This is a genomic window from Streptomyces sp. 4F14 (genome assembly GCF_048159485.1).
Classification (GTDB): Bacteria; Actinomycetota; Actinomycetes; order Streptomycetales; family Streptomycetaceae; genus Streptomyces.
In genome coordinates this window covers 18240-43459 of sequence record NZ_JBLRVY010000003.1, presented here as the reverse complement: position 1 = coordinate 43459, position 25220 = coordinate 18240, and the positions used below count along the sequence as shown (strand labels likewise).

Below are 25220 nucleotides of genomic sequence, written 5' to 3'. Positions count from 1 at the left end.
ACCCTGCCCGGAGCCGGTCACTCCGATGCCCCCACCTCGACGGTCACCGGCTCCGGGACCACCGTCCCGGCGCCACGTACCGACCGCCGCCCCCACGACTGCGCTCCCGCCCCAGCAGGACAACGCTCCACCGGTGCCCGGGGGCACGCACTCCCGCCGAGGACCTCGGGACCACAGCGTCCTGCCTCCCGTCGCACCTGCGCCATCCCGAAGCCTTCACCGCCGGACCGGCGGAACGAAAAGCCCCAGTCCCAGACCGACGCGTGCACCGGGCGCCGCGTCGCTCAAAGCTCCCCTGTCCTCAAAGCCCCCCGTCCTCAGAACTCCCCGTCCAGGAACTCGGTCTCCTCCCCCTCTTCCTCCAGCGCCTGCCGGACGACCCTGAGGGCCATGCCCTCGGAGTAGCCCTTGCGGGCGAGCATCCCCGCGAGCCGCCGGACCCGTTTGTCCCGGTCGAGCCCTCTGGTGGCGCGCAGCTTGCGGGCGACGAGTTCCCGGGCGGTCGTCTCCTCCTGCTCGGAGTCGAGCTGGGAGACCGCCTCGTCGATCAGTGTGGAGTCGACGCCCTTGGTGCGCAGTTCCCGGGCCAGAGCACGCCGGGCCAGGCCCCGGCCGTGGTGCCGGGACTCCACCCAGGCCCCCGCGAAGGCGCTGTCGTCGATCAGCCCGACCTCCTCGAACCGGGAGAGCACCTCCTCGGCCGCCTCGTCCGGGATCTCCCGCTTGCGCAGGGCGTCCGCGAGCTGTTTACGGGTGCGCGGGGTCCCGGTGAGCAGGCGCAGACAGATCGCCCGCGCCCGCTCGACCGGGTCCCCTGAAGGCTGCTCCTTCTCGGCCCTCGACGAGTCGGAAACGCCTTCCCCCTCGGCGGACCGCCCGGTGGACGGTTCCCCGAAGCCCTTGCGGCGACGGCCACGCGGACCGCCCCCACCGGTCCTGCCGCGCCCCGCGCGCCCGCCGTGTCCCCCGTCGCCGTCCTCGCCGTCACCCCGAAGAGAGCCGTCGAGCAGGTCGGCGTCGGCGTACGAAGCGCTGCTGCGCCGACCGCGGCCCGGGGAGGAGTCGTCCCCGAGCCCGTCGCCGTCGTACGGACCCCGCGCCGACCGGCCGGCACCGCCTCGCCGCCCCTGGCCGGGCTCGGCCTCCCGCGCTCCCGGGCCCCGGAAGGCGTCGGGGTCGAAGGGGTCGGCCCAGTCGGTTCGTCGTGTCACGGAGGATCAGCTCTTGGCGGCCGCGGCCTTGGTCTTGGCGGCCTTGGCGGCGGGAGCGGGGACCGTCTTGGCGGCGTCGTCCGCGCCGCCGGTCGCGGTGGCGGGCACCGCGGCGTCCGCCGCCGGCTCGGCCGCGCCCGCCTCCGGGCGGACTCCGACGCCCAGCTTGTCCTTGATCTTCTTCTCGATCTCGTCGGCGAGGTCGGGGTTGTCCTTCAGGAAGTTACGGGCGTTCTCCTTGCCCTGGCCGAGCTGGTCGCCCTCGTACGTGTACCAGGCGCCGGCCTTGCGGACGAAGCCGTGCTCCACGCCCATGTCGATCAGGCCGCCCTCGCGGCTGATGCCCTGACCGTAGAGGATGTCGAACTCGGCCTGCTTGAAGGGCGGCGCGACCTTGTTCTTGACGACCTTGACGCGGGTGCGGTTGCCGACCGCCTCGGTGCCGTCCTTCAGGGTCTCGATCCGGCGGATGTCCATCCGCACCGAGGCGTAGAACTTCAGCGCGCGGCCACCGGTCGTGGTCTCCGGGGAGCCGAACATCACGCCGATCTTCTCGCGGAGCTGGTTGATGAAGATGGCGGTGGTCTTGGACTGGTTGAGCGCGCTGGTGATCTTCCGCAGCGCCTGGCTCATCAGCCGGGCCTGGAGGCCGACGTGGCTGTCACCCATCTCGCCCTCGATCTCCGCACGCGGCACGAGCGCGGCGACGGAGTCGATGACGATCAGGTCGAGGGCACCGGAGCGGACCAGCATGTCCACGATCTCCAGGGCCTGTTCGCCGTTGTCGGGCTGGGAGAGGATCAGGTTGTCGACGTCGACGCCGAGCTTGCGCGCGTACTCGGGGTCGAGGGCGTGCTCCGCGTCCACGAAGGCCACCTGACCGCCGGCCCGCTGTGCGTTGGCCACGGCGTGCAGGGTCAGGGTCGTCTTGCCGGAGGACTCCGGCCCGTACACCTCCACCACACGACCACGCGGGATACCGCCGACGCCGAGCGCGACGTCCAGCGCGGTCGATCCCGTGGAGATGACCTCGATGGGTTCGTTCGGCCGCTCGCCCATGCGCATGACCGCGCCCTTGCCGAACTGCCGTTCAATCTGTGCGAGCGCGGCGTCCAACGCCTTCTCGCGGTCCGTGCCTGCCATGGGTTCCACCCGGTTTGCTTGAGTCGATCGCTTCACGTCAAAGACGCTAACGCCTGCCACTGACAACGCGCCTCGACGCCGGTCCAGCCTGTGGATAACTAGGCCACTTACACACCCAAACTCGGGCAAAACAACCCCAGAAATCCCCGCCGAAGGCTCCGCCGGAACCCCCATCAGAATGGATGTTCGATTTTCGTGTCAAGCGCACCACACGGCTCTCCGAGCGTACGACCCCGACCCTCCACACCGATGGCCCCACTCCGCACCGGCAGACACACAACCGCCACGACGCCCCCGGAAACAACAGAACCCCCTGCCGGGGGAAAGCCGCCGACGGCGGAAAGAGGGCGGGCCGGGGGGTGTCCGCCCGCAGCGGCCGGCGCCAACACCCTTCACCCCTCAAGAAACAGCACCGCCGGCCCGAAGACGGACACCCCCCGGCTCGGCACCGACCCACTCCCCCGCCAGGCATCCCCCACGGCGGGGCAGCCGAGAAGCCCTACCCCCGTCCACCCCGCACACGCGCCCACACGCCCTGCACCCGCCCCCGTTCCCGGGGCTCCTCCCGCCTAATCCGCCCCTGCACCCGAGGATCGTCGGTCACGTCGTACCGCTTCACGTACGCCCCCAGGAACGCCTGAAGCGTCGCGACCGCGGGAATGGAGATCAGCGCACCCACAGCCCCCAGCAGCGCCGTACCGGCGATGACGGACCCGAAGGCGACGGCGGGATGGATGTCCACGGTCCGGGACGTCAGCTTCGGCTGCAGCACATAGTTCTCGAACTGCTGGTAGACCACGACGAACACCAGCACCCACAGCGCGTACCAGGGATCGACGGTGAACGCGATCAGCATGGGCAGCGCCCCCGCGAGATACGTCCCGAGCGTCGGGATGAACTGCGAGACGACACCGACCCACAGCCCCAGCACGGGCGCGTAGGGGATGCCGAGGACCTGGAGCAGGATGTAGTGCGCGATCCCGGAGATCAGCGCCATCAGCCCGCGCGAGTACAGGTACCCCCCGGTCTTGTCGACGGCGATCTCCCACGCGCGCAGCACCTCGGCCTGCTTGGCGGGCGGCAGCACGGAGCACAGCCCCCGCCGCAGCCGCGGCCCGTCGGCGGCGAAGTAGAACGAGAACAGGGCGATGGTCAGCAGCTGGAAGAGCCCGCCGAGGACCTGCGCGGACACGTCGAGCACCCCGGCGGCACTGTTCTGCGCGTACTTCTTGAGCCACTCGGAGTGCAGCAGCCCTTCCTGGATGTCGACCCGTTTCAGCTCGGTGTGGAACGAGGTGTTGATCCAGTGGATGACGGAGTCCAGGTACTCGGGGAACCCGTCGACCATCTTGACGATCTGCCCGGCGAGCATCGACCCGAGGAGCGTGATGAACCCGGCGACGGCGATCAGCAGCCCGAAGAAGACCAGGAACGTCGCGAGGCCCCGCCGCATCCCGTAGGACGCCATCCAGCTCACCGCGGGTTCGACGGCGAGCGCCAGGAAGAACGCGATGAGGATGTTGATCAGCAGCCCGAGCAGTTCGTGGAACGCCCACGTGCCCAGCTGGAACACGCCGACGAGCGCCAGCGCGAGCACCATCGCGCGCGGCAGCCACCGCGGCATGCGCTCCCCGCGCGCGGGGCCGCTGTCGGCCGGCGGTGCTCCGGACGGCGGCGCCGCCGCGCCGGACGACGATGTCTGCGGGGCGAGCTGCCCGGTCTCCTCAGTCGGTGCCACGCCCCAAGTCTCGCCCACGCCACCGACATTCCGGCACCCGCCCGCGATCTCCGCCGCGGATCACCGCTTCTCGTGCGGAACGTTCATCACCGCGCACACCACCCGCCAGACGTCCTTCGCCTCCCAGCCGTCGGTCAGCGCCTCGTGCACCGTCCGCCCGCCCAGCTCCGTCATCACGTGATCGCGCGCGAAGGTCTCGGAGTACCCCGTACCGAAGTGCTCCGCCATCCGCTCCCAGAAGACCGTCAACCGCATGCCCCCAGTATCCCGCCCCTCGGGTACACCCTGGCCGTACGTCCCCCCGGACGCCGTTCTCCGCCCTACGGTCGGCGACATGCCCGAACCAGGAGCCTCCCCTCTGCCCCAGACGCCCTCGGCGCGCTCCCCGCTCGCGCGCGCGGAGCGCTTCGTCTGGCTCAACGCGCGCGTGCTGGAGCAGCGTCTCTTCGCCCACCACTTCCTGGCCGCCTCCGCCGACCTCGCGGAGACCGCGCTCGACGCCTACCGCACCGCGGACGGCGGGTACGGCCACGCCCTGGAGCCCGATCTGCGCGGGCCCGTGGGCCAGCCCGCGCACGCGGTGTACGCGCTGCGCGTCCTGGACGCGCTGGGGCGCTGCGGCGGACGGCGGGTGGAGCAGCTGTGCCGCCACCTGACGTCGGTCTCGACCGCCGACGGCGCCCTCCCGGCGGTCCTGCCCGCCCAGCGCGGCTACCCGGCCGCGCCGTCCGCGCCGATCGCGGACGCCCCGACCGGCGAGCTGCTGACCACCGGCCCCGTCACGGGCCTCCTGCACCGCAACGACGTGTGGCACGCCTGGCTGTTCCGGGCCACCGACTTCTGCTGGCACGCGCTGGAGTCCCTGCGGACCCCGCATCCGTACGAGGTGCGGGCCGCCGTCACCTTCCTGGACTCCGTCCCCGACCGCGCCCGCGCGCAGGCCGCCGCCGACCGGCTGGGCCGCCTGGTGCGCGACCAGCACCTGGCCGTCCTGTCCCCGGACCGCCCGGAGCACTCCCCCGCGGCCGACGGCCACGCGCCCGCCGAGCACCACTTCCCCCACGACTTCGCCCCCTCCCCGCACTCCCTCGCGCGCGCGTGGTTCACCGACGCCGAGATGGCCCGTTCCCTGGACCTCCTGGCGGCCGACCAGCGGCCCGACGGCGGCTGGCCGACCCGCCGGCCGCCCTGGACCCCCTCAGCGGCCCTGGAGGCCCGCTCGATGGCGACGATCGAGGCCCTGCGCACCCTGAGGTCGTACGGCCGCCCCCTCGCCTGAACCCCGCCTCGCAGCCTCGAATCCCCAGGTCAGCGCGTTTGTCAGTGGCGAGGTGCAGGATGGACGCATGGTCAGTTCCGCACACCGAGCCCTGGACGGCTTCTCCCCCGCGACCCGCGGCTGGTTCACGGGGGCGTTCTCGGCGCCCACCGCGGCCCAGGCGGGCGCGTGGCGGGCCATCCGGGAGGGTTCGGACGTGCTGGTGGTCGCCCCGACGGGCTCGGGCAAGACCCTGGCCGCGTTCCTGGCGGCGCTGGACGGCCTGGCGTCCACGCCCCCGCCGGCGGACCCGAGGAAGCGCTGCCGGGTGCTGTACGTCTCCCCGCTGAAGGCGCTCGCCGTGGACGTGGAGCGCAACCTCCGCAGCCCTCTGACCGGCATCCGCCAGGAATCCGTACGGCTCGGCCTGCCCGAGCCGGAGGTCAAGGTCGGCATCCGCTCGGGCGACACCCCGCCCGCGGAGCGCCGGGCCCTGGCGACCCGCCCCCCGGACATCCTGATCACGACCCCGGAGTCCCTGTTCCTGATGCTGACGTCGGCGGCGCGCGACGCGCTGACGGGCGTGGAGACGGTGATCGTGGACGAGGTCCACGCGGTGGCGGGCACGAAGCGCGGCGCGCATCTGGCGCTGACCCTGGAGCGGCTGGACGCCCTGCTCCCGAGGCCGGCCCGCAGGATCGGCCTGTCGGCGACGGTCCGCCCGGTGGACGAGATCGCCCGTTATCTCGCCCCGCGCGGGAAGGCCGAGATCGTCCAGCCGGGGTCGGCGAAGGAGTTCGACCTCTCGGTGGTCGTCCCGGTGGAGGACCTGGGCGAGCTGGGCAGCTCCCCGGTGGACGACGCCAAGGCAGAGCGCCCCTCCATCTGGCCGCATGTGGAGGAGCGGATCGCGGACCTCGTGCAGGCGCACCGCTCGACGATCGTGTTCGCGAACTCGCGGCGCCTCGCGGAGCGCCTGTGCAACCGGCTGAACGAGATCGCCTACGAGCGGGCGACGGGCGAGCCACTGACTGAGCATCACGCGCCGGCCGAGCTGATGGGCGGTTCGGGCGCGGCCCAGGGCGCCCCGCCGGTCATCGCGCGGGCGCACCACGGCTCGGTCTCCAAGGAGCAGCGCGCGCTGGTCGAGGAGGACCTGAAGGCGGGCCGGCTGCCCGCGGTGGTCGCGACGTCCAGCCTCGAACTGGGCATCGACATGGGTGCGGTGGACCTGGTGGTCCAGGTGGAGTCCCCGCCGTCGGTGGCTTCCGGCCTCCAGCGCGTGGGCCGCGCGGGGCACCAGGTGGGCGCGGTGTCGACGGGCGTGGTCTTCCCGAAGTACCGGGGCGACCTGGTGCAGGCGGCGGTGGTCACCGAGCGCATGCGCGAGGGCGCCATCGAGTCCCTGCGGGTGCCCGCCAACCCGCTGGACGTCCTGGCGCAGCAGGTGGTCGCGATGGTGTCGATGGACACCTGGCAGTTCGACGACCTGCTGGCGGCCGTCCGCCGCGCGGCCCCTTTCGCGTCGCTCCCGGAGTCGGCGTTCACGGCGACCCTGGACATGCTGGCCGGCCGCTACCCGTCGGACGCGTTCGCGGAGCTGCGCCCGCGCGTGGTGTGGGACCGCGTGGCGGGGACGATCACGGGCAGGCCGGGCGCCCAGCGCCTCGCCGTCACCTCGGGCGGCACGATCCCCGACCGCGGCCTGTTCGGCGTCTTCCTGGCGGGCTCCGACCCGAAGAAGGGCGGCGGCCGGGTCGGCGAGCTGGACGAGGAGATGGTCTACGAGTCGCGCGTGGGCGACGTCTTCACGCTCGGTACGAGCTCCTGGCGCATCGAGGACATCACCCGCGACCGCGTCCTGGTCTCCCCCGCCCCCGGCGTGCCGGGCCGGCTGCCGTTCTGGAAGGGCGACCAGCTGGGCCGCCCGCTCGAACTGGGGCGCGCGGTGGGCGCGTTCCTGCGCGAGGTCGGCGCGCTGTCGCGGGAGGACGCCCGGCTGCGCCTGCTCGCGGCGGGCCTGGACGCGTGGGCCGCCGACAACGTCCTGTCGTACCTCGCCGAACAGCGCGAGGCATGCGGCCATGTCCCGGACGACCGGACGATCGTCGTGGAGCGCTTCCGGGACGAGCTGGGCGACTGGCGCGTGGTCGTCCACTCCCCGTTCGGCGCCCAGGTGCACGCCCCGTGGGCGCTCGCCCTGGGGGCCCGGCTCGCCGAGCGGTACGGCATGGACGCGCAGGTGATGCACGCGGACGACGGCATCGTCCTGCGCCTGCCGGACGCCGATCTGATGGGCCTGGACCTCCTCGACCGGGAGCCGTCGAAGGCGGGCACCGAATACGACGCCGACCAGGCGCCCGTGGGCGCGCAGGACGTCGTCTTCGACAAGGGCGAGGTCGACCAGGTCGTCACCGACCAGGTCGGCGGGTCGGCGCTGTTCGCGTCCCGGTTCCGGGAGTGCGCGGCCCGCGCTCTGCTGCTGCCGCGCCGCAACCCCGGCCGGCGCACCCCGCTGTGGCAGCAGCGTCAGCGCGCGGCGCAACTGCTCCAGGTGGCGAGCGAGTTCGGGTCGTTCCCGATCGTCCTGGAAGCGGTCCGCGAGTGCCTCCAGGACGTGTTCGACGTCCCCGGGCTCGTCGAGCTGATGGGCGACCTGGAGTCCCGAAAGGTGCGCCTGGTCGAGGTCACCACCCCGGAGCCGTCCCCCTTCGCGCGCAGTCTGCTGTTCGGTTACGTCGCCCAGTTTCTGTACGAGGGGGACTCGCCCCTCGCCGAGCGTCGCGCGGCCGCGCTGTCCCTGGACTCGCGGCTGCTGGCGGAGCTGCTCGGCCAGGCGGAGCTGCGCGAGCTGCTGGACGCCGAGGTGCTGGCCGAGCTGGAGCGCGAGCTCCAGTGGCTGACCGAGGAGCGGCGCCTGAGGGACGCCGAGGGGGTCGCCGACGCGCTGCGTGTCCTCGGCCCGCTCACCGACGCGGATCTCGCGCGGCGTGGCGCCGACCCGCGCTGGGCGCAGGAGCTGGCCGCAGCGCGCCGCGCGATCCGGGTGCGCGTCGCGGGCGTCGGGCACTGGGCGGCGATCGAGGACGCGGGTCGCCTGCGCGACGCCCTGGGCACGGCCCTGCCGGTCGGTGTCCCGGAGGCGTTCACCGAGCCCGTCAAGGACCCCCTGGGCGACCTCCTGGCCCGCCACGCGCGCACGCACGGCCCGTTCACGTCCGCCGCGGCAGCGGCCCGCTTCGGCCTCGGCACGGCCGTCACGGACGGTGCGCTCCAGCGGCTGGCGGCGAGCGGACGCGTCGTCCAGGGGGAGTTCCATCCGGCGGGCATCGGCCAGGAGTGGTGCGACGCGACGGTCCTGCGCCGTCTGCGCCGCCGCTCCCTCGCGGCGCTGCGCCAGGAGCTGGAGCCGGTCCCGCCGGCCGCGCTCGCCCAGTTCCTGCCCCAGTGGCAGCACGTGGGCGCGAGCCACGCCCTGCGGGGCACCGACGGCCTGGTGCGCGCGGTCGAGCAGCTCCAGGGGGCCTCCGTACCCGCCTCGGCGCTGGAGAAGCTGGTCCTGCCCTCGCGCGTGCGGGACTACTCCCCGGCGATGCTCGACGAACTGACCGCCGCCGGGGAGATCGTCTGGGCGGGCGCGGGCTCGCTCCCCGGCAAGGACGGCTGGATCTCCCTCTACCTGGCGGACGCGGCCCCGCTGCTGCTGCCCCCGCCGCACCCCCTGGAGCCGACGGCCCTGCACGAATCGGTCCTCACGGTCCTGTCCGGCGGCTACGGCCTGTTCTTCCGCCAGATCGCCGACCAGGTCCGCGCGACCACCCACCCGGACGTCACCGACCCGCAGCTCGCGGACGCCCTCTGGGACCTCGCCTGGTCCGGCCGCCTCACCAACGACACGCTCACCCCGATGCGCGCGCTGCTCGGCTCGGGCCGTACGGCGGGCTCGACGGCCCATCGCGCGCGGCGTGCGGTCCCGCGCGGGCGCTACGGCTCCCTGACCGCCGCCGCCCGTCCCGCCTCGCGCGGAGGCCCGCCGACCGTGGCCGGCCGCTGGTCCCTCCTCCCGGCCGCCGAGGGCGATCCGACGGTCCGCGCGCACGCGCTGGCCCGCACCCTCCTCGACCGGCACGGCGTGGTGACGCGCGGCGCGGTCGCCGCCGAGGGCGTCGAGGGCGGCTTCTCCGCGACGTACCGCGTGCTGTCGGCCTTCGAGGACAGCGGCCAGGCCCGCCGGGGGTACGTCGTGGAGGGCCTCGGCGCCGCCCAGTTCGCCATGGACGGCGCCGTCGACCGCCTGCGCGCGGTGGCGAACGCCCGCGACCGCGACGAGTCCCTCCCTCCCCCGGCGACCCCGGCCGACTACGGCTTCCCGGCGAGCGCCACCCGCGGCATCAGGCCGACCCCGGACGACGCCCCGACGCCGGGCCACGAGACGCCGTACGGCCACCCCGCGGACCCGGACCACGCGACGCCGGACCACACCACCCCGTACGCCCCCGGCTTCCCCGACCTCGACTGGAGCACCCCCGCCCCCGCCGACGCCCTCGACTTCGCCTCCCCCGACGCCGGCGCCGGCGCTCCCCAGGGCCCCCGGCGCTCGGCCCCGCCGTACGCGCAAGGGCGCCCTCACCGTCGTACACCGCCCTCCCGAGCCGTCGTCCTGGCGGCGGCCGATCCGGCGAACGCGTACGGTGCCGCTCTGTCGTGGCCCGAGCCGCCCACCGGCGCGGGGCACAAGCCGGGGCGGAAGGCGGGGTCCTTGGTGGTGCTGGTCGGCGGGGAGCTGGCGCTGTACATGGAGCGCGGCGGGAAGACGCTGCTGGCGTGGCCGAGCGCACCGGACGACACGCCGACGGACGACCCCCGGCTGCGCGAGGCGGCGCAGGCGCTCGCCGAGGCCGCCCGCGCGGGCTCGCTGGGGACGGTCACCGTGGAGCGGATCAACGGCGCCCAGGCCCTGACGTCCCCTTTCGGCACCCTCCTGGAAGGAGCGGGTTTCATCGCGACCCCACGCGGCCTGCGCCTGCGCGCATGACGGCACGCCCACCCACCCGACGCGCCCCAGCACTCTCACCCCCGAAACCCGCGAAACCCCCGAAAGCGCCCCCATGCCCGAAGGCGACACCGTCTGGCAGACCGCACAACGCCTCCACACGGCCCTCTCCGGCACCCCTCTGACCCGCTCCGACCTCCGCGTCCCCAAGTACGCGACGGTCGATCTCACGGGCCGGACCGTCCTGGACGTCACCCCGCGCGGCAAGCACCTCCTCACGAGGATCGAGGGCGGCCTCACCCTCCACTCGCACCTGCGCATGGAGGGCGCCTGGAAGGTGTACACCGAGGGCGCGCGCTGGACGGGCGGCCCCGGACACCAGATCAGGGCGGTCCTGGGCACGGCGGACCGCACGGCCGTCGGCTACCGCCTGACCGTGCTGAACCTGATCCGCACCGAGCACGAGGACAGCCTCGTCGGCCACCTCGGCCCCGACCTCCTGGGCCCGGACTGGGACGCCGTCCGCGCCCTGGCGAACCTCCTCGCGGACCCGTCCCGCCCCCTCGGCGAGGCCCTGCTCGACCAGCGCAACCTCGCCGGGATCGGCAACATCTACAAGAGCGAGCTCTGCTTCCTGACCGGCGCCACCCCCTGGCTCCCCGTCGGCGCGCTCCCGCCCGACCGCGCCGCCAGACTCCCGACCCTCGCCCACCGCCTCCTGACGGCCAACCGCGCCCGCCCGGTCCGCACGACGACGGGCCGCCCCGGCCAGGACCTGTTCGTGTACGGCCGCGCGGGCCGCCCCTGCCTGCGCTGCGGCACACCCGTCCGCCTCGCCGACCAGGCCGACCGCCCCACGTACTGGTGCCCGAGCTGCCAGAAGGGCCCGCACAATTGACGGACCGTCAGATTTCCTCGTACGGTCGGCGAATGGCCGTGAAGGCGTACGACCTCACCGGGCGCACCGCGTTCGTCACCGGAGCCGCGAGCGGCATCGGCCGCGCCTGCGCGCTCCTCCTCGCGCAGGCGGGAGCGACCGTGCACGCGGCGGACCGGGACGCGCGCGGCCTGGAGGAGACGGCGACGCTCGCCAAGGACGTACGCACCCACCACCTCGACGTCACCGACCGCGCCCAGCTCCACGCGGCCATCGCCTCCTGCGAGCGCCTGGACGTGCTGGCGGCCGTCGCCGGGATCATGCACAGCAGTACGGTCCTGGAGACCCGCGACGAGGACCTGGACCGGGTGTGGGACGTCAACTTCAAGGGCGTGCTGTACGCCTGCCAGGAGGCCGCCGGCCGGATGATCGGACAGGGCTCGGGCGGCAGCATCGTCACGATGGCGTCCGGCGCCGTCGACACCGGGGGCGCCGGGCTGCTCTGCTACGGCGTCACCAAGGCCGCCGTCGTCCAGCTGACGAAGACGCTCGCGACCGAGGCCGGCCCGCACGGCATCCGCGTCAACGCGGTCGCTCCGGGCTGGATCCGCACGCCGATGACCGATCGCCCGGACGCCACGGCCCAGGCCCGTACGGAGGCGTCCATGGCCCGTCTCGCGCCGCTCAAGCGGGTGGGTGAGGCGGAGGACATCGCTCACGCCGTCCTGTACCTGGCCTCGGACGCGTCGGCGTTCATGACGGGGCAGATCCTCAGGCCCAACGGGGGCGTCGCGATGCCGTGGTGACGCCGGCCGCCCGGCCTGCGGCGTAAATCACCACATCCGATAATCACACCCCACCCTCCTGCCCAACGCCCTCGCCCTCACCCCCCGTCACCACCACGCACACCCCGCCAAGCCTCCCGCCACCGCCCCACAGCAACCGCCCCCACCGCCCCCGCCCGCGGCACACAGTGCACCGGCAGCAGACTCAGCCCCCACCCCCCGGCCACGACAGCCCCCTCCACCACCCCCGCCCCCGGCGCGACCGCGAGCCGCACCGCGCCCCACCACCACACCGCCCCGAGCACCACCCGGGCTATCCACCCCACCACACGGCCCCCTACACGTTCTCGGCCTGGAACATCCAGTGATGCTTCTCCAGATCCGCGGTGATCCCGATGAAAATGTCCTGGCTCACGGGATCCGCGTCACCCGTAACCTCCACACGTTCCCTCATACGAGTGATGACCGCCCCCAGCGCATCGACCAGCGCCCCCACCGCGTCGGTGTCCTTCACCCAGCCCTCGGCCACGCCCCCGATTCCGCTGCCGGCGGCGACCGTGGCCGCCCGCCCGTCCGGCGACACGCCGAGCGCGGAGGCCCGCTCGGCGACCGTGTCGGAGTGCAGCCGCGCGACGTCGACGACCTCGTCGAGCTGGAGGTGGACGGACCGGAAGCGCGGCCCCACGACGTTCCAGTGGACCTGTTTGGCGACCAGCGAGAGGTCGATCAGATCGACGAGGGCCCCTTGCAGGGCGCCTCCGACGGTCCGCAGATCGGCGTCGGACAGCGGGCTCTTCACGACGTACATCCGTCAACCTCCGGTACGGGGAGCGGGCTCTCTCAGGGTTCTCGCACGGGCTCTCTCACGATGCCCGCACCCCGGGTACCCGGCAAACGGAACCGCACACGGGCACGCGAAAGCCCCGGCCGGAACACTCCGGCCGGGGCTTCACACGATCACTTCTCCCGCGACAGCGCGGCGGCCACCACCCTCAGGCGGCGACCACGTCCACCGCCTCGGCGGGCGCCTTGATGGTCACCCGCTCCGGAGGCACACCGGCCACCGAAACGGAACCCAGCATCGGACGCACCGGTGCCGGCACGGGCTGACTGGGGGTGGCCGCAGCGGACTGGGCCAGCTCGGCGAGAGCGAGTTCGTCGCTCACTTCCCGCATGAGTTCGGACATCCGTACGTCCAGCGCGTCGCAGATGGCGGACAGCAGTTCGGAGGATGCCTCCTTCTGCCCCCGCTCCACCTCGGAGAGATAGCCGAGCGATACTCGGGCGGACGAGGAGACTTCGCGCAGAGTACGGCCCTGGCGCTGGCGCTGCCGACGCAGCACGTCACCCAGCAGGCGACGGAGCAGAATCATCGGTGGCTCCCTCCTCGGACCGCGTAGCCGCATCCTTCTCGCCCCACCGTACCGCCTAGCGCTGCGGCCGTGCGGGGAGCGATGTCGTGTTCACTCAGGGCTGCAAACATCAAAACCCCCCGTTCTGTTCCGTATCCTGTGCCCGCTCATTCCCGGTCTGTTCGCCCGTAAGCTCCTGGAGGAGCAGTGCGAGTACGCTCCGTACACTCTCTCTACGAATTTCCGCACGGCTGCCGTTCAACCGCAGGGCCTTCACTTTTCCGCCAGAGGCGGAACCGGAACCAGGGCCGAACGGCCCGTCCACCGCGACGAAGACGGTCCCCACGGGCTGTCCGTCCTGCGGGTCGGGGCCCGCGACGCCGGTCGTCGCGATGCCCCAGTCGGCGCCGAGCGCCTTGCGGACGCCGGCCGCCATCTGGGCCGCGACCTGCGGATCCACCGCACCCCGGGCGGCCAGCAGCTCCGCGTCGACCCCCAGCACCGCGCGCTTCACCTCGGTCGCGTACGCCGTCACCGACCCCCGGAACGCCTTCGACGCTCCCGGGACCGAGGTGAGCTCCGCCGCGACCAGGCCACCGGTCAGCGACTCGGCGACGGCCAGCACCTCACCCCTCACCGTCAGTAGTCGCACCACGTCAGTGGCCGTGGAACTCACGCTTCCGTCTCCTCCAGCGCGGCCTTGCGGGCGGCGATTCCCTCGCGCCGCAGCACAATGGCCTGTCTTACGTAGTCCAGCCCCGTCACGACGGTCAGGACGACCGCCCCAGCCATCACCCAGAACCTCAGAGTGGCCAGCCACCCCGTCAGCGCCAGGACGTACATACCGACGGCCACGCCCTGGGTGAGCGTCTTCATCTTCCCCCCGCGGCTCGCGGGGATCACTCCGTACCGGATGACCCAGAAACGAAGGAGCGTCACTCCGAGTTCCCGGCCGAGGATCACGATCGTCACCCACCACGGCAGATCGCCGAGGGCGGACAGACAGATCAGCGCCGCGCCCATGATCGCCTTGTCGGCGATGGGATCGGCGATCTTCCCGAAGTCGGTCACGAGGTCGTACGTGCGCGCGATGTGCCCGTCGAACAGGTCGGTGATCATCGCGACGGCGAACGCGGCCCACGCGAGCGAGCGCCACGCCGGGTCGTACCCACCGTCGGCGAGCATCAGCGCGACGAATCCGGGTACGAGGATCAGCCGCAGCATCGTCAGCAGATTGGCGACGTTCCAGACACTCGCCTGGTTGACAGCGGCGGCCACGATCTTCGCCCCGCGCGGGGCACGCGCGCCCTCGTGAGAACCGGCGCCCACGACTGGAGAGCCGACACCTACGACGCCCCCGGCACCGTCCGCGCCAGATGCCCCGCCGGCCTCCCGGCCCGCCCGCACGGCCGCGTCACCGGAGCCGCCCTCGCCCCCCGCGGCCCGCGAAGCAGCCCCTCCGGACGGCTCGCCCGAGGCGGCGACCGCGAAGGTCCCCCGCCCACCGGTGCTCCCCGCCGCCCCGGAAGCCACAGCCGGCCCACCGGCCCGCGGAGACACACCGGCCGCCCCGACCCCACCGGAGACCTCGGGCCCTCCGGCGACCCCGGAGGAAACCGGCAGCTCGCCGGAGACCGCGGCCCCCGAGGAGACCCCGCCCTCACCGGCGGCCGAAGACAACGAACCCCCCGTCGCCGCCGCGCCCGGAACCACGCCCCGCGAGGAGCCGCCCGCGGCCGACGCCGGAACACCCGTCATCTGCCTGTCTCCTCACTCCACCCGTTCGAGCGCTCCAGCGGCTCGGCCACGAGGTCGACGCCTTCCGTGCCGACCACCTTCGCCTCGACCATACGACCGACCTCCAGGCCCTCGCCGCTCGTGAGGAGCACCTGACCGTCCGTCTCTGGCGCCTGGTGCGCCGCACGGCCGTAGACACCCTCCACCTCGTCGACCGACTCCACAAGGACCCGGACGCTCTCCCCGACGCGCTCCTCCGCGCGCTGGGAGACGAGTTCCTCGGCGAGCCGGGACACGCGCGCGAGGCGCTCGGCGACGAGGTCCTCGGGGAGCTTGTTCTCGTACGTCGCGGCCTCGGTGCCGTCCTCGTCGGAGTACCCGAAGACGCCGATCGCATCCAGCCGCGCGCCCGTCAGGAACCGCTCCAGCTCGGCGAGGTCGTGCTCGGACTCGCCGGGGAAGCCGACGATGAAGTTGGAGCGCACGCCCGCCTGGGGCGCCTTGCTCCGGATGGTGTCGAGCAGTTCGAGGAACCGGTCGGTGTCCCCGAAGCGCCGCATCGCGCGCAGGACGTCCGGCGCGGAGTGCTGGAAGGAGAGGTCGAAGTACGGCACGACCTTGGGCGTCGAGGTCAGTACGTCGATGAGGCCGGGCCGCATCTCGGCGGGCTGGAGGTAGCTGACCCGCACCCGCTCCAGGCCCTCGACCTCGGCCAGCTCCGGCAGCAGCGACTCCAGCAGGCGGATGTCGCCCAGGTCCTTGCCGTACGACGTGTTGTTCTCGGAGACCAGCATGACCTCCTTGACGCCCTGCTCGGCCAGCCACCGCGTCTCATTGAGGACGTCGGAGGGCCGGCGCGAGATGAAGGAGCCCCGGAAGGACGGGATGGCACAGAAGGAGCACCGCCGGTCGCACCCGGACGCGAGCTTGACGGAGGCCACCGGCGCCCCGTCGAGCCGGCGCCGCAGAGGCGCGCGCGGGCCGGAGGCGGGCGCGAGGCCCTCGGGGAGGTCCACGGGCGCGTGCCCCGGCAGGGCCACTCCGGCGGCCGACTCCTGGCGCTCCGCGGGGCTGATCGGCAGCAGCTTGCGCCGGTCACGCGGGGTGTGCGAGGCGTGGATGCCGCCGTTCAGGATGGTCTGGAGGCGGTCGGAAATATCCGCGTAGTCATCGAACCCGAGCACCCCGTCGGCCTCGGGCAGCGCCTCGGCGAGCTCCTTGCCGTACCGCTCGGCCATGCAGCCCACCGCCACGACGGCCTGCGTTCTGCCATGCCCCTTGAGATCGTTGGCCTCCAGCAGGGCATCCACGGAGTCCTTCTTGGCGGCCTCCACGAACCCACAGGTGTTGACAACGGCAACATCCGCTTCATCAGCAGACTCCACGAGCTGCCAGCCGTCCGCCTCCAAACGGCCTGCGAGCTCCTCCGAGTCCACCTCGTTACGGGCGCAGCCAAGGGTGACGAGTGCGACGGTACGGCGTTCAGGCATGGGCTCAAGACTACTTTGTCCCACCGGCAACCTTGGCGCCCGCTCGGATGGGGGTGGGGGTGGCTGTGGCCTGGGGATGTGGTGCGCCGGCGGGTGTGGGGGTCTGCTGGGGGCTGGGGGCGTTGTCACGCAGTTGGTCACGCAAGGGTGGGGGCTTCTTGGCTGGTTGGGTGGGGCATTGACCTGGCGTGAAGGGGCAACTTGTTCGAGCCTGGCCAGACAGCCGACATCCCTTGAGCGCTCGACTGCGGCCTGTGTGCGCCTCAGCCAACGACAGCCAGCCACGATGTCGGGTGCGATGACTGATCAGGCGCGCGTGTGCCTCGCCGCACCCCCACCAGTCTTAGCCACGCCGTCTCACGATTTATCGAGCAGATTGAGTGCTGCGGCGTAGCCCGCTCGACACATGTTTACCTGCGGGCTTAGCTCAGTACAACCACAACTGATCATCGGCGGCTGCGATCTGCGGCCCACCTAAACGATCAATGCCCTGATCCGCTACCCAGCTGTCAGCAGTTGTCGATGTTGGTCATCCTTAGACGCCCCTCCAGGGCCCGAGGACGGCCCGGAAGAGCGCTCACGTGTTGAGAGGGGGGACAACAGCTCCGCAAGGAGGGGCAGTGGTGGCACAGACCCTTGCGCGGTCCCGGGTGCGGGCCGCAGTCCCCAGCGAGCAGGACGTCCCATCTGGCGAACCTCGTACGGGGCCGATCGGTTGCAAGTAAGATCCAGCAGCAGCCGAAAAGTAGACCGGGGGGAACTTGCGAAAATACGGCACTGAGATTGGGCTGACGCTGGTTGTGTCGCCAATGGTTCTCGGTAGACAGCGGGATCTGGAGAAGGCAGATATCCCCAGAGATCCCCCCTGTCACATCTATGTCGTCAGTCAGCTTCCCCGAATCTCGATTCCCCCGGATAGCGTCACCATCGAAGGTGGCACGATATCCGGAGTGGCCAGAAAGCAGAACGAGGGGACCTTCACCTCGATTGATTTCCGCATGGGGTATGAGCGGCCAGACGGATATGGCCCCATATCTTGGGTTAGCGAGTACCCATACGAGGATTTCTCTCTAGTAGATAAGGAAAGCGGGGAGAGGCTCATCTCAGGGAGCGCCTACGTCCTTCTGGCCCACTTGGGTACTGAGCCGCTGTGGCGCACTCACGAGGTTCTTTATGTTGGTCAGGCATTCGGCAAGGCTGGAGAGAGACAGGCATTCGATAGACTCCGAAAGCATGAAACTCTGCAGCGGATTTACTCTGAACAGCGCCCCGACCGTGAAATCTGGCTCTCGCTCTGCGCGATCACAGACGTTGCGACGATGTCAACCATGCACCCCACCGACAACGGAACTGTCAGCGCCGAAGAAGATAAAGATCACATGATCCGAGTCCACCGGCGAGTCATTGATAATCAGCATTTCAATGGTCACGAGGGGGTAGCCATTGCGGAAGCGGGGCTCATTCGCTACTTCCAGCCAAAATATAACAAGATTTTCAAGGACAACTTCCCCGATCCGGACCATGTGTCACTCTCGGAGTGTATGGATCTGGAGATTAATACACTGATCCTTGAGTTGCATGGAATGAATGTCCAAGCTCTTTATGGATCGCCGAGCGTTGAGGCCAACCACCTACACTTCCCTCAGTATCCCCTGTTCGAAGCGGACGGTCGCGCCTCTCTCCTTGATTTCATGAGTGCATTCAGCAAGGGAAAGGAAAACGACTGAGGTCGGTGGAGCGGCTTTGGGCTGGAGCTGCTTTGGGGCGAGTGATCATGGCCCCGTAAGCTTCCGGCGAGTCGGGCAGTCAGTGGACCTGCCCGTAAAGCACGACGTTGGGGCCATGATCTTAGAGGCTCGCCCCAAAGTGGCTGCCTAAAGCCGTAGAGCCGACCGCCCCAGCCACGACGTACCCCTTCTCTGACCTCATGCACGACGTCCCTGCCAATTGGGCGGGCGGGGGCCGTCGGCTGTGCCGAGCGGGGCGTAGACAGGAGCGCGGGCGCAGACGGCGGCCCGCGCCCGCCCGGAGGAGCGAAGCGACGACGGGTGCTTGATGAGGTAGAGAAACCTGTAACAGGTGATCCTCTGGGGGCGTCTGGGGTGGTTGGCCGTCGTTGGTGATCAGACCCTGCTTCGACTGACCCGTGGTGTAGAACCCTGAGTATGGGCAGTGAGCGACAACAACGGATGAAGGAACTCGGGGCACGCCTCCGGGGCCTTCGCATGGAGGCTGGTCTGACGGGTGCCGTGCTGGCGCAACGGGCCGGGGTAGGTCAGCCGACCGTGTCCAAGGTCGAGACCGGCCGGATGGTCCCCAGCCTCGGCGTTCTGAGCCGCCTGTCTCTCGCCCTCGACCTCGACGAGTCGACCACGCGTGAGGTGCGTGACCTCCTGGCCGTCGTGGAAGCCGCGTCGGACGCCCCCGACGTACCCACCTCCGAAGCCCTCACCGGGACCGTCCTCGACAACGCCGTACGGTCCGCCCGCCTGGTCCGCTCGTTCCAGTGCCTCGTCCTCCCCGCCCTCCTCCAAAGCGCCGGCTACTCCCGCCACGTCTTTGAGAGCGCCCCGAACGCCACCCCCGAAACCGTCGGCCGCGCCGTCGCCGACCGCGTGGAACGGCAAAGCCTCCTGTACGAACCGGGCCGCGATTCGGTGTTCGTGCTGACGGAAGGCGTCCTGCGCACCTGGCCCGGTGACCCCTCGCTGATGCTCGCCCAGTTCGACCGCCTCCTGACCGTCGACAGCCTGAGCACAGCTCGAATCGGCGTCATCCCGTGGCGTCGGGCGGTACCCGTGATGCCCCGCCACGGCTTCACCCTGTGCGACCAAAAGGCCGTGGTCGTCGAAACCTTCCGGGGCGAACAGCTCCTCGACGACCCCGCCGACGTCACCACGTACGAGGAAACCTTCACCCGCTTCGAAGCCGCTGCCGTCTTCGGCATCGAGGCGCGCGAGCTGCTGATCCGCATCATGGCGGAGTTTCGGGAACTGGAGTCCCACACCACTCGTTAGAGGAATAATTCCTCAAGATGCCTGGCCTATTGACCGCGCACGGGAATACTCTGCTCCTCGCGACGTCTAGCCCCCTAGACACGAAGGAGTGTTCCCATGCCCAAAATGTGGCACCGGGCCTTCCCCGGCCTGGCCTGGCAGGTAGCGGAAGCCCGTCACTTCGTAGGCGCCCTGCTCGGGGACGAGAACGAAGCTCTGGTCAACGACGCCGTGATCGTCGTCGGCGAACTGGCGGCGAACGCCGTGCGTCACACCCGGAGCGGCTGGTACCGAGGCTGGTTCATCGTGATCGTTCACTTCGACGACGACCTGATCCGCATCGAGGTGGTGGACCAGGGCGGCGACGAGGAACCGCTTCAGCGCAAGGTCACCGGCCCCGCAGAGGAGACCGGCCGGGGGCTGATGATGGTCGCGGCCTGCGCCAAGGACTGGGGCGTCAAGGGTGGGTCCAACGGGCGCCGTGTCTGGGCTGAGCTGCCCCGGAGCGGTGCGTGAGGAATCGCCGCGTCGCCGTGCTCCCCACTCGCCGCCCGGGGAGAGGTGGGTGAGCCCTCGCGGCGTACCTCGGCGGCTGTCCAAGTTCTACGTGGTCGGCGTTCATTCGGGGCGGCGGCTCCCGCCCATTCCGTCTAGGGCCCTAGACTCCTGGTTACTGCTAGGAGGTGAAGCCGTGCCGGACGAATTGCAACGCATCATGGCCATTGACGACCCCTACCGGCTTCTACGGGAAGTCACGGTCCGCCTGTCCGAGGCACAGCAAGAGGTGACCGAACTCGCCCGCCTCCGCCGACGCGTGGTCCAAGACCTCCACGCACAAGGCATGTCGTACGCCCAGATCGCGGCGGAAGCTGGTCTGAGCCGTGGCCGTATTCACCAGATCCGCCACACCGGCCCGGCACCGGAAGGCGCCTTCCTCGGCCGGGGCACAGTCACGGTCGCGACCCCGCTGCGGCGGGACGACGAACGCGGGCGCACGGTCGTCGCCGTGGACGACGTCAGTTCGGGCAAGAGCCTGGAAGACCTGGCACGGTCGTACGACCTCGGTGTCACCTCCGAGCACGTGCCGGTGAGCGGGCACATCGATCTCAACCGTGACGGCCTGGTCGTCGTCTGCGGGCCCCGCATGTCTCAGGAGATGTGGGACATGTACGCCAAAGATCCCGTGCTGAGCTGGAAGAAGGCGGACGACGGCCCCTGGACGGTCGTCGACGGGCGCACCGGCACTGTGTACCGGTCCGGTCAGGACAGTGATCCGGCCCGTCCGTACGACGTCGGATACCTCGGCAGACTCCCCCGCCCCGACGGCAACGGCTCGGTGCTCGCCATCGCCGGTATCCACACGCAAGGGTCCCTCGGCGTCGTCCACCTGCTCTCCTCCGACCTCAACGCCCTGTGGGGACAGGTCGGCGAACAGCGCTTCTCCACTCTTGTGGGAGTCGAGTACGACCCGGAGACCAGCGAACCGCAGTCCGCCGAACTCCTCACGCCCCTCTACCAGCACGACGAGGAAACGGCTGCGTGAGCGTCGCCCTCGCCTCAGTACCTGCCGAACCGGGCCGGGAGAACGAGGACTTTGCGGCCGTCGCCCCCGAAGCCGCCGTTCTCCTCGACGGTGCCGGCGTGGCCGGGGCGGAAACCGGGTGCACGCATGGCGTCGCCTGGTTCTCCGCGACGCTGGGCGGGATGCTCTTGGGCGCCATCACAGCTCACCCCGATGAGCCGTTGGCCGTATGTCTCGCCGACTCGATTCGCGTGGTCCGGTCGCTGCATGGGAGCGGCTGCGACCTGACCCACCGGGCAAGCCCGACCAGTACGGTCGTCGCCGTCCGGGCCCGTGCGGGAGCTCTGGAACACCTCGTTCTCGGTGACTCGTCCCTGCTCCTCACCGACCCCCAGGGCCGCACGACGGTCGTCACTGACCGCCGCCTGGACGACGTCGGCAAGCGCCTGCGGGGACCGGTCGACTCATTGCCCACCGGATCGCCCGAACACGCCACCGCCCTCGCCGAGCACCGCGACGCGCTGACGAAGTTCCGCAACCGGTCCGACGGCTTCTGGATCGCCGGTGTCGACCCGCGAGCGGCGGAACACGCGCTCACCGGGGCCGTACCGCTGGAGTCGCTGGCATCCGTCTCGCTGCTGAGCGACGGCGCTTCCCGCCTCGCCGACCGTTTCCAACTCGCCACCTGGCACGACACGTTGGCCGTCCTCGACTCCTCCGGGCCCGAAGAGCTGATCCGCCGCGTACGGTCCGCAGAGGCCACCGACCCGCACGGTCGACGCTGGCCACGGGGCAAAGCCCAGGACGACGCAACCGCCCTCCACTGGGTCCTGACCTAGGAATCCGCCCCTCACTGTTTACCCCCCTAGACAGTTGCCGGGTCGCCGGCTTACGGTAGTCGTCAACCCCCCTAGACAGTTGAGGGGGTTCGCCTCCCATGCTGTCTAGGGGGGTGGACAGATCGAAACGGCGCCGGCCACCCGGCACCAACCACAGTGAGGTTCACACAATGCGTGTCATCCCCGTAGACGTCTCCGCCGCAACGATGCTGGTCACCAAGCTGCCCGAGGTGAAGGTCCGGGACCGCCAGACCGGTGAGGTCGCCGTGGACCCGGTCACCAACCACCGCCTCATGACGCTGGAGCTGGTGTTCATCGCGGCGGGCGGCTCGGACATGATCAAGGTCACCGTTCCTGAGCCGGGTATCGGTGAGGGCCTGGTGATGGGCGCCCCGGTCGCCCTGTCCGGCCTCATCGCCCGCCCGTGGGAGAGCGAGTTCGCCGGACGGATGCGTCACGGCATCGCGTACCGGGCCGACGCGGTCATGGTCAACCTTCCGGCTCCGGCAAAGGGCTGATCGCCATGACCAACTCCGCCTGGACGCTGATCCTGTGCCTGCTGGCGCTCTCCGCGACGCTGGTCCTGCACCGCCGCTTCCCCGTCGCCTTCTGGTGGCTCATCGGGTATCCACTGGTCGCCCTGCGTGTGCTAACCACCTACCGGGCCACCATGGACGCGTGCGGCCTGACGGTCCCCGCCTCCGCCATACGCCGGGCCACGGCTCGGCTGGTCGGGAAGGAAGCGGCCCCGGTCCCGCCGCGTCGTACGTTCCCGCTGCTGACCGGGTCCGGCCTGGTGATGCGGTTGCGCATCGCGACCGGGCAGGCGCCCGAGGACTTCATCGCGTCGTCCGACCGGTTGCGGCACGCCTGGGCCGCGCACGCCGTCCACATCCGCCCGGTCAAGCCGGGGTGGATCGAACTGCGGCTGATCGGCTGGGATGTGCTCGCGGACGTACGGCGTCCCCGTCGGCAGCAGCGGGGCGGGCCGCTCTCTCTGCCGATGGCGCTGCGCGACGACGGCCGCTGGCACGTCCGGGACTTCCGCGCCGTGCCGCATGAACTGATCCTCGGCGCCACGCAGTCCGGCAAGTCGGTCTATCTGCGCAACTTGCTGTACGGCCTCGCCCGGCAACCCGTCGTACTCGTCGGGATCGACTGCAAATGGGGTGTAGAGCTGGCACCGTTCTCGCCTCGGCTGTCCGCCCTCGCCGACACCCCTGAGCGGGCGAACGACCTCCTTGACGTGCTGCTGGAGGAGATGGAGGCGCGTTTCCGGCTGATCGGTATCAAGTCGGGGGCGGACGGTGTCCCGCTCACCTCGGACGTGTGGGGGCTCCCGGAGAAGGTGCGGCCGGTGCCGGTCGTGGTCGTCGTCGACGAGGTGGCGGAACTCTTCCTCGCCGCGAACCGGGACGACGAGAAGCGGCGCGACGCGATGGTCACAAAGATCATTCGTATCGCCCAGCTCGGCCGGGCGGCCGGGATCTACCTGGAGGTGTGCGGCCAGCGCTTCGGCTCCGAACTCGGCAAGGGCGCCACCATGCTCCGGGCCCAGCTCACCGGCCGCGTGTGCCACCGCGTGAACGACGAGTCGTCGGCGAACATGGCTCTGGCCGACATCTCCCCGGAAGCGGCCCTCGCCGCCACCTCCATCCCGGCCGAACGCCCCGGCGTCGCCATCCTCGGAGACTCCTCCGGCGGCTGGTCCCGCGCTCGCTCGCCTCACCTCACGCTCGATGAAGTCGCGGCCGTCTGCCGCGCGACTACGGCCCTTGTGCCGGAGCTGCCCCGCCTCGATGCCTTCCGACCGGCTGTCGCCGTCGGCGTCAAGTCCGCCGGGCCGGTCGCTCCCGTCGCCGCTCGCCCGGTGACCGAGTAGCCAACTCCCCTTTCCCCTGGTCGGCGTGACCTTCTCGCGCCAAGTCCCTACCCCCTCCATGCCCAAAACCCCCAGGAGACCTCCGTGTTCTGCGAGCACTGCGGCGACACCGACGGCGCCGAGACCGGCGTGGACCACGACGAACGCGACTGCCCCTGGTACGACGTCGCCGACGACGAGGACGAGTGACGGCCGTGTCCCGCTCGATCCGCTTCGACGCCGTCCTGATCCAAGCCGTCATCGCCGGGGCCCTGTCCTTCGCCCACCTGCACGACCTGGCCGAAGCCGCCGGACAGACCGGGTGGAAGGCGTGGGCCTACCCGGTCTCGGTCGACCTCCTCTTGGTCGCCGCCTGGCGCAGGATGCGTGATCAGCAGCGCGCCCAACTCCCCTCCGGGGGAGCCCGGTTGTGGTTCCTGGTCGCCCTGGGCGCGTCCCTCAGCGCCAACGTCGCCACCGCCGGACTCCTCGACCTGGACGACGTCCCTGCCTCGCTCCGGATCGTCGTGGCCGGATGGCCTGCCGTCGCGTTCTTCGGCGGGACGCTGCTGGCGCACACGCCTCACGGGCAGGACGTTCCGCCGGCCTCCGCCTCGACCACGCCGGACCTCGACGAAGAGCCCGCTGCCCCGGCCGAGATCGACGCGCCCCGCCTCGAAGAACTCCCGGTGCCACCCGTCCCCGTCGCCTCCCTCCCGCCCGCCCTCGTCGACCGCGTCCGCTCCCTGGCCGAAGAACTCCGCACCGCCACCGGCCACCCCGCCGACCCCGACACCGTCCGCGCCCGCCTCGGCCTCCCGCCATCCATGACGCCCGCCGTCGCCGCCCACCTCACCCCGACCGGAGCCTGACCAATGACGTTCCTCAACTTCAACACCCCCGCCGACTACCTCAACGCGGCCCGCGAGATGGCCGACAGCAACCGCCCCACCCTCGCCCGCCTCCTGGCCGAAGCCGCCGCCGAACTCATCACGGACCCCACCGAGGCGGCCCGCATCCTCGCCGAGTTCCCCGCCCCCACCCTGCGGGAGGACCGGTGACCTCCCACCGCCGCTTCCGCGACGTCCGCCGCATCGGCCCCGTGCAGGTCGCCTCGTACCTCACCCGTGGCCGCAACCGCCACCTCGCCGCCTGCACCGCGCCCCGCTGCGACTTCTCCGCCGAGTACGACAGCCGCGCCGCCGCCGAACTCGCCGCCCGCACCCACCGCTGCCAGCCCTGACAGGAGAACACCGCCGTGAACGTCCCCCTCTGGTTCGCCGTCCTCGCCGTCACGGTGCTCGGCGTCCAGCTCGCCCGCCCGCCGTGGTGGCTCGTCGCCCTGCTCCTCCTGGGCGGCTACCTCATCGCGCACAGCGTCCTCGCCCCCGCCGTCGCCACGCTCCTCGACTGAAGAA

General features: G+C 71.1%; 25 protein-coding genes. 15 read left to right on the top strand and 10 right to left on the bottom strand.

The features are described from left to right. Window positions 1–317: 317 nt before the first annotated feature. From recX to ACLZOT_RS04915, 4 genes are all read right to left on the bottom strand, one after another. Window positions 318–1211 (bottom strand): recombination regulator RecX, encoded by an 894-nt coding sequence (gene recX, locus ACLZOT_RS04930; RefSeq protein WP_416967464.1) that lies wholly within the window; start codon window positions 1209–1211, stop codon window positions 318–320. Between the two features lie 6 nt (window positions 1212–1217). Continuing rightward, window positions 1218–2354, bottom strand: coding sequence for a recombinase RecA (gene recA, locus ACLZOT_RS04925; RefSeq protein ID WP_416967463.1), 1137 nt, complete (start codon window positions 2352–2354; stop codon window positions 1218–1220). 499 nt (window positions 2355–2853) lie between these two features. After that, window positions 2854–4092 carry an AI-2E family transporter gene (locus tag ACLZOT_RS04920; protein ID WP_416967462.1) on the bottom strand — a complete coding sequence of 413 codons (1239 nt, stop codon included), beginning with the start codon at window positions 4090–4092 and terminating at the stop codon, window positions 2854–2856. 60 nt (window positions 4093–4152) lie between these two features. Then, a complete protein-coding gene (locus ACLZOT_RS04915) occupies window positions 4153–4347 on the bottom strand; it encodes a DUF3046 domain-containing protein (RefSeq protein WP_416967461.1) in 195 nt (64 codons plus the stop codon). A gap of 79 nt (window positions 4348–4426) precedes the next feature. Between ACLZOT_RS04915 and ACLZOT_RS04910 the strand changes: the two genes are divergently transcribed. The 4 genes from ACLZOT_RS04910 (at window position 4427) to ACLZOT_RS04895 (ending at window position 12026) form a co-directional block, all read left to right on the top strand. Next, window positions 4427–5371: a hypothetical protein gene (locus ACLZOT_RS04910; RefSeq protein ID WP_416967460.1), complete on the top strand. Its 945-nt coding sequence runs from the start codon at window positions 4427–4429 to the stop codon at window positions 5369–5371. Between the two features lie 67 nt (window positions 5372–5438). Beyond that, a complete protein-coding gene (locus ACLZOT_RS04905) occupies window positions 5439–10385 on the top strand; it encodes an ATP-dependent helicase (RefSeq protein ID WP_416967459.1) in 4947 nt (1648 codons plus the stop codon). A 73-nt stretch (window positions 10386–10458) separates the two neighbouring features. Beyond that, on the top strand, window positions 10459–11241 hold the full coding sequence (locus ACLZOT_RS04900; RefSeq protein WP_416967458.1) for an Fpg/Nei family DNA glycosylase: 783 nt from the start codon (window positions 10459–10461) through the stop codon (window positions 11239–11241). Window positions 11242–11273: 32 nt separating this feature from the next. Beyond that, window positions 11274–12026, top strand: coding sequence for an SDR family NAD(P)-dependent oxidoreductase (locus tag ACLZOT_RS04895; RefSeq protein ID WP_416967457.1), 753 nt, complete (start codon window positions 11274–11276; stop codon window positions 12024–12026). Window positions 12027–12103: 77 nt separating this feature from the next. Here the strand turns inward: ACLZOT_RS04895 and ACLZOT_RS04890 are convergent, their stop codons facing one another. The 6 genes from ACLZOT_RS04890 to rimO all read right to left on the bottom strand — a co-directional run bounded on the left by ACLZOT_RS04890 (window position 12104) and on the right by rimO (window position 16584). Next, window positions 12104–12331, bottom strand: a complete 228-nt coding sequence (locus tag ACLZOT_RS04890) for a hypothetical protein (RefSeq protein WP_416967456.1) — start codon at window positions 12329–12331, stop codon at window positions 12104–12106. A gap of 11 nt (window positions 12332–12342) precedes the next feature. Then, complete coding sequence (locus ACLZOT_RS04885) at window positions 12343–12813, bottom strand: Dps family protein (RefSeq protein WP_416967455.1); 471 nt, start codon at window positions 12811–12813, stop codon at window positions 12343–12345. A gap of 184 nt (window positions 12814–12997) precedes the next feature. Further along, window positions 12998–13378: a helix-turn-helix domain-containing protein gene (locus tag ACLZOT_RS04880; RefSeq protein WP_010360617.1), complete on the bottom strand. Its 381-nt coding sequence runs from the start codon at window positions 13376–13378 to the stop codon at window positions 12998–13000. Window positions 13379–13487: 109 nt separating this feature from the next. Beyond that, window positions 13488–14033, bottom strand: coding sequence for a CinA family protein (locus tag ACLZOT_RS04875; protein WP_416967454.1), 546 nt, complete (start codon window positions 14031–14033; stop codon window positions 13488–13490). Continuing rightward, the gene (gene pgsA, locus ACLZOT_RS04870; RefSeq protein WP_416967852.1) at window positions 14030–14764 is read right to left on the bottom strand and encodes a CDP-diacylglycerol--glycerol-3-phosphate 3-phosphatidyltransferase; all 735 of its coding nucleotides are present in this window, start codon (window positions 14762–14764) and stop codon (window positions 14030–14032) included. Before pgsA ends, ACLZOT_RS04875 begins: the two co-directional genes overlap by 4 nt. 347 nt (window positions 14765–15111) lie before the next feature. After that, the gene (gene rimO / locus ACLZOT_RS04865; RefSeq protein WP_416967453.1) at window positions 15112–16584 is read right to left on the bottom strand and encodes a 30S ribosomal protein S12 methylthiotransferase RimO; all 1473 of its coding nucleotides are present in this window, start codon (window positions 16582–16584) and stop codon (window positions 15112–15114) included. A gap of 950 nt (window positions 16585–17534) precedes the next feature. On the opposite strand from rimO, the gene ACLZOT_RS04860 reads away from it, so the two are divergent. The 11 genes from ACLZOT_RS04860 (at window position 17535) to ACLZOT_RS04810 (ending at window position 25216) form a co-directional block, all read left to right on the top strand. Further along, a complete protein-coding gene (locus ACLZOT_RS04860; protein WP_416967452.1) occupies window positions 17535–18311 on the top strand; it encodes a hypothetical protein in 777 nt (258 codons plus the stop codon). Window positions 18312–18809: 498 nt separating this feature from the next. Then, entirely contained in the window at window positions 18810–19601 is a 792-nt protein-coding gene (locus tag ACLZOT_RS04855; protein WP_416967451.1) for a helix-turn-helix domain-containing protein, read from the top strand. 96 nt (window positions 19602–19697) lie between these two features. Further along, complete coding sequence (locus ACLZOT_RS04850) at window positions 19698–20096, top strand: ATP-binding protein (protein WP_416967450.1); 399 nt, start codon at window positions 19698–19700, stop codon at window positions 20094–20096. 175 nt (window positions 20097–20271) lie between these two features. Next, window positions 20272–21123, top strand: a complete 852-nt coding sequence (locus tag ACLZOT_RS04845; protein ID WP_416967449.1) for a sigma factor-like helix-turn-helix DNA-binding protein — start codon at window positions 20272–20274, stop codon at window positions 21121–21123. Beyond that, complete coding sequence (locus tag ACLZOT_RS04840; protein WP_416967448.1) at window positions 21120–21941, top strand: integrase; 822 nt, start codon at window positions 21120–21122, stop codon at window positions 21939–21941. Before ACLZOT_RS04845 ends, ACLZOT_RS04840 begins: the two co-directional genes overlap by 4 nt. Window positions 21942–22111: 170 nt before the next feature. Next, a complete protein-coding gene (locus ACLZOT_RS04835) occupies window positions 22112–22459 on the top strand; it encodes a hypothetical protein (protein ID WP_355862352.1) in 348 nt (115 codons plus the stop codon). A gap of 5 nt (window positions 22460–22464) precedes the next feature. After that, complete coding sequence (locus ACLZOT_RS04830) at window positions 22465–23823, top strand: FtsK/SpoIIIE domain-containing protein (protein ID WP_416967447.1); 1359 nt, start codon at window positions 22465–22467, stop codon at window positions 23821–23823. A gap of 194 nt (window positions 23824–24017) precedes the next feature. Beyond that, window positions 24018–24674, top strand: a complete 657-nt coding sequence (locus tag ACLZOT_RS04825; protein ID WP_416967446.1) for a DUF2637 domain-containing protein — start codon at window positions 24018–24020, stop codon at window positions 24672–24674. A 3-nt stretch (window positions 24675–24677) separates the two neighbouring features. Continuing rightward, on the top strand, window positions 24678–24863 hold the full coding sequence (locus ACLZOT_RS04820) for a hypothetical protein (RefSeq protein ID WP_416967445.1): 186 nt from the start codon (window positions 24678–24680) through the stop codon (window positions 24861–24863). Then, window positions 24860–25045, top strand: a complete 186-nt coding sequence (locus tag ACLZOT_RS04815; protein WP_416967444.1) for a mobile element transfer protein — start codon at window positions 24860–24862, stop codon at window positions 25043–25045. The genes ACLZOT_RS04820 and ACLZOT_RS04815 overlap by 4 nt, the downstream gene beginning before the upstream one ends. 15 nt (window positions 25046–25060) lie before the next feature. Then, window positions 25061–25216 (top strand): hypothetical protein, encoded by a 156-nt coding sequence (locus tag ACLZOT_RS04810; RefSeq protein ID WP_355862348.1) that lies wholly within the window; start codon window positions 25061–25063, stop codon window positions 25214–25216. The last annotated feature ends 4 nt before the right edge of the window (window positions 25217–25220 follow it).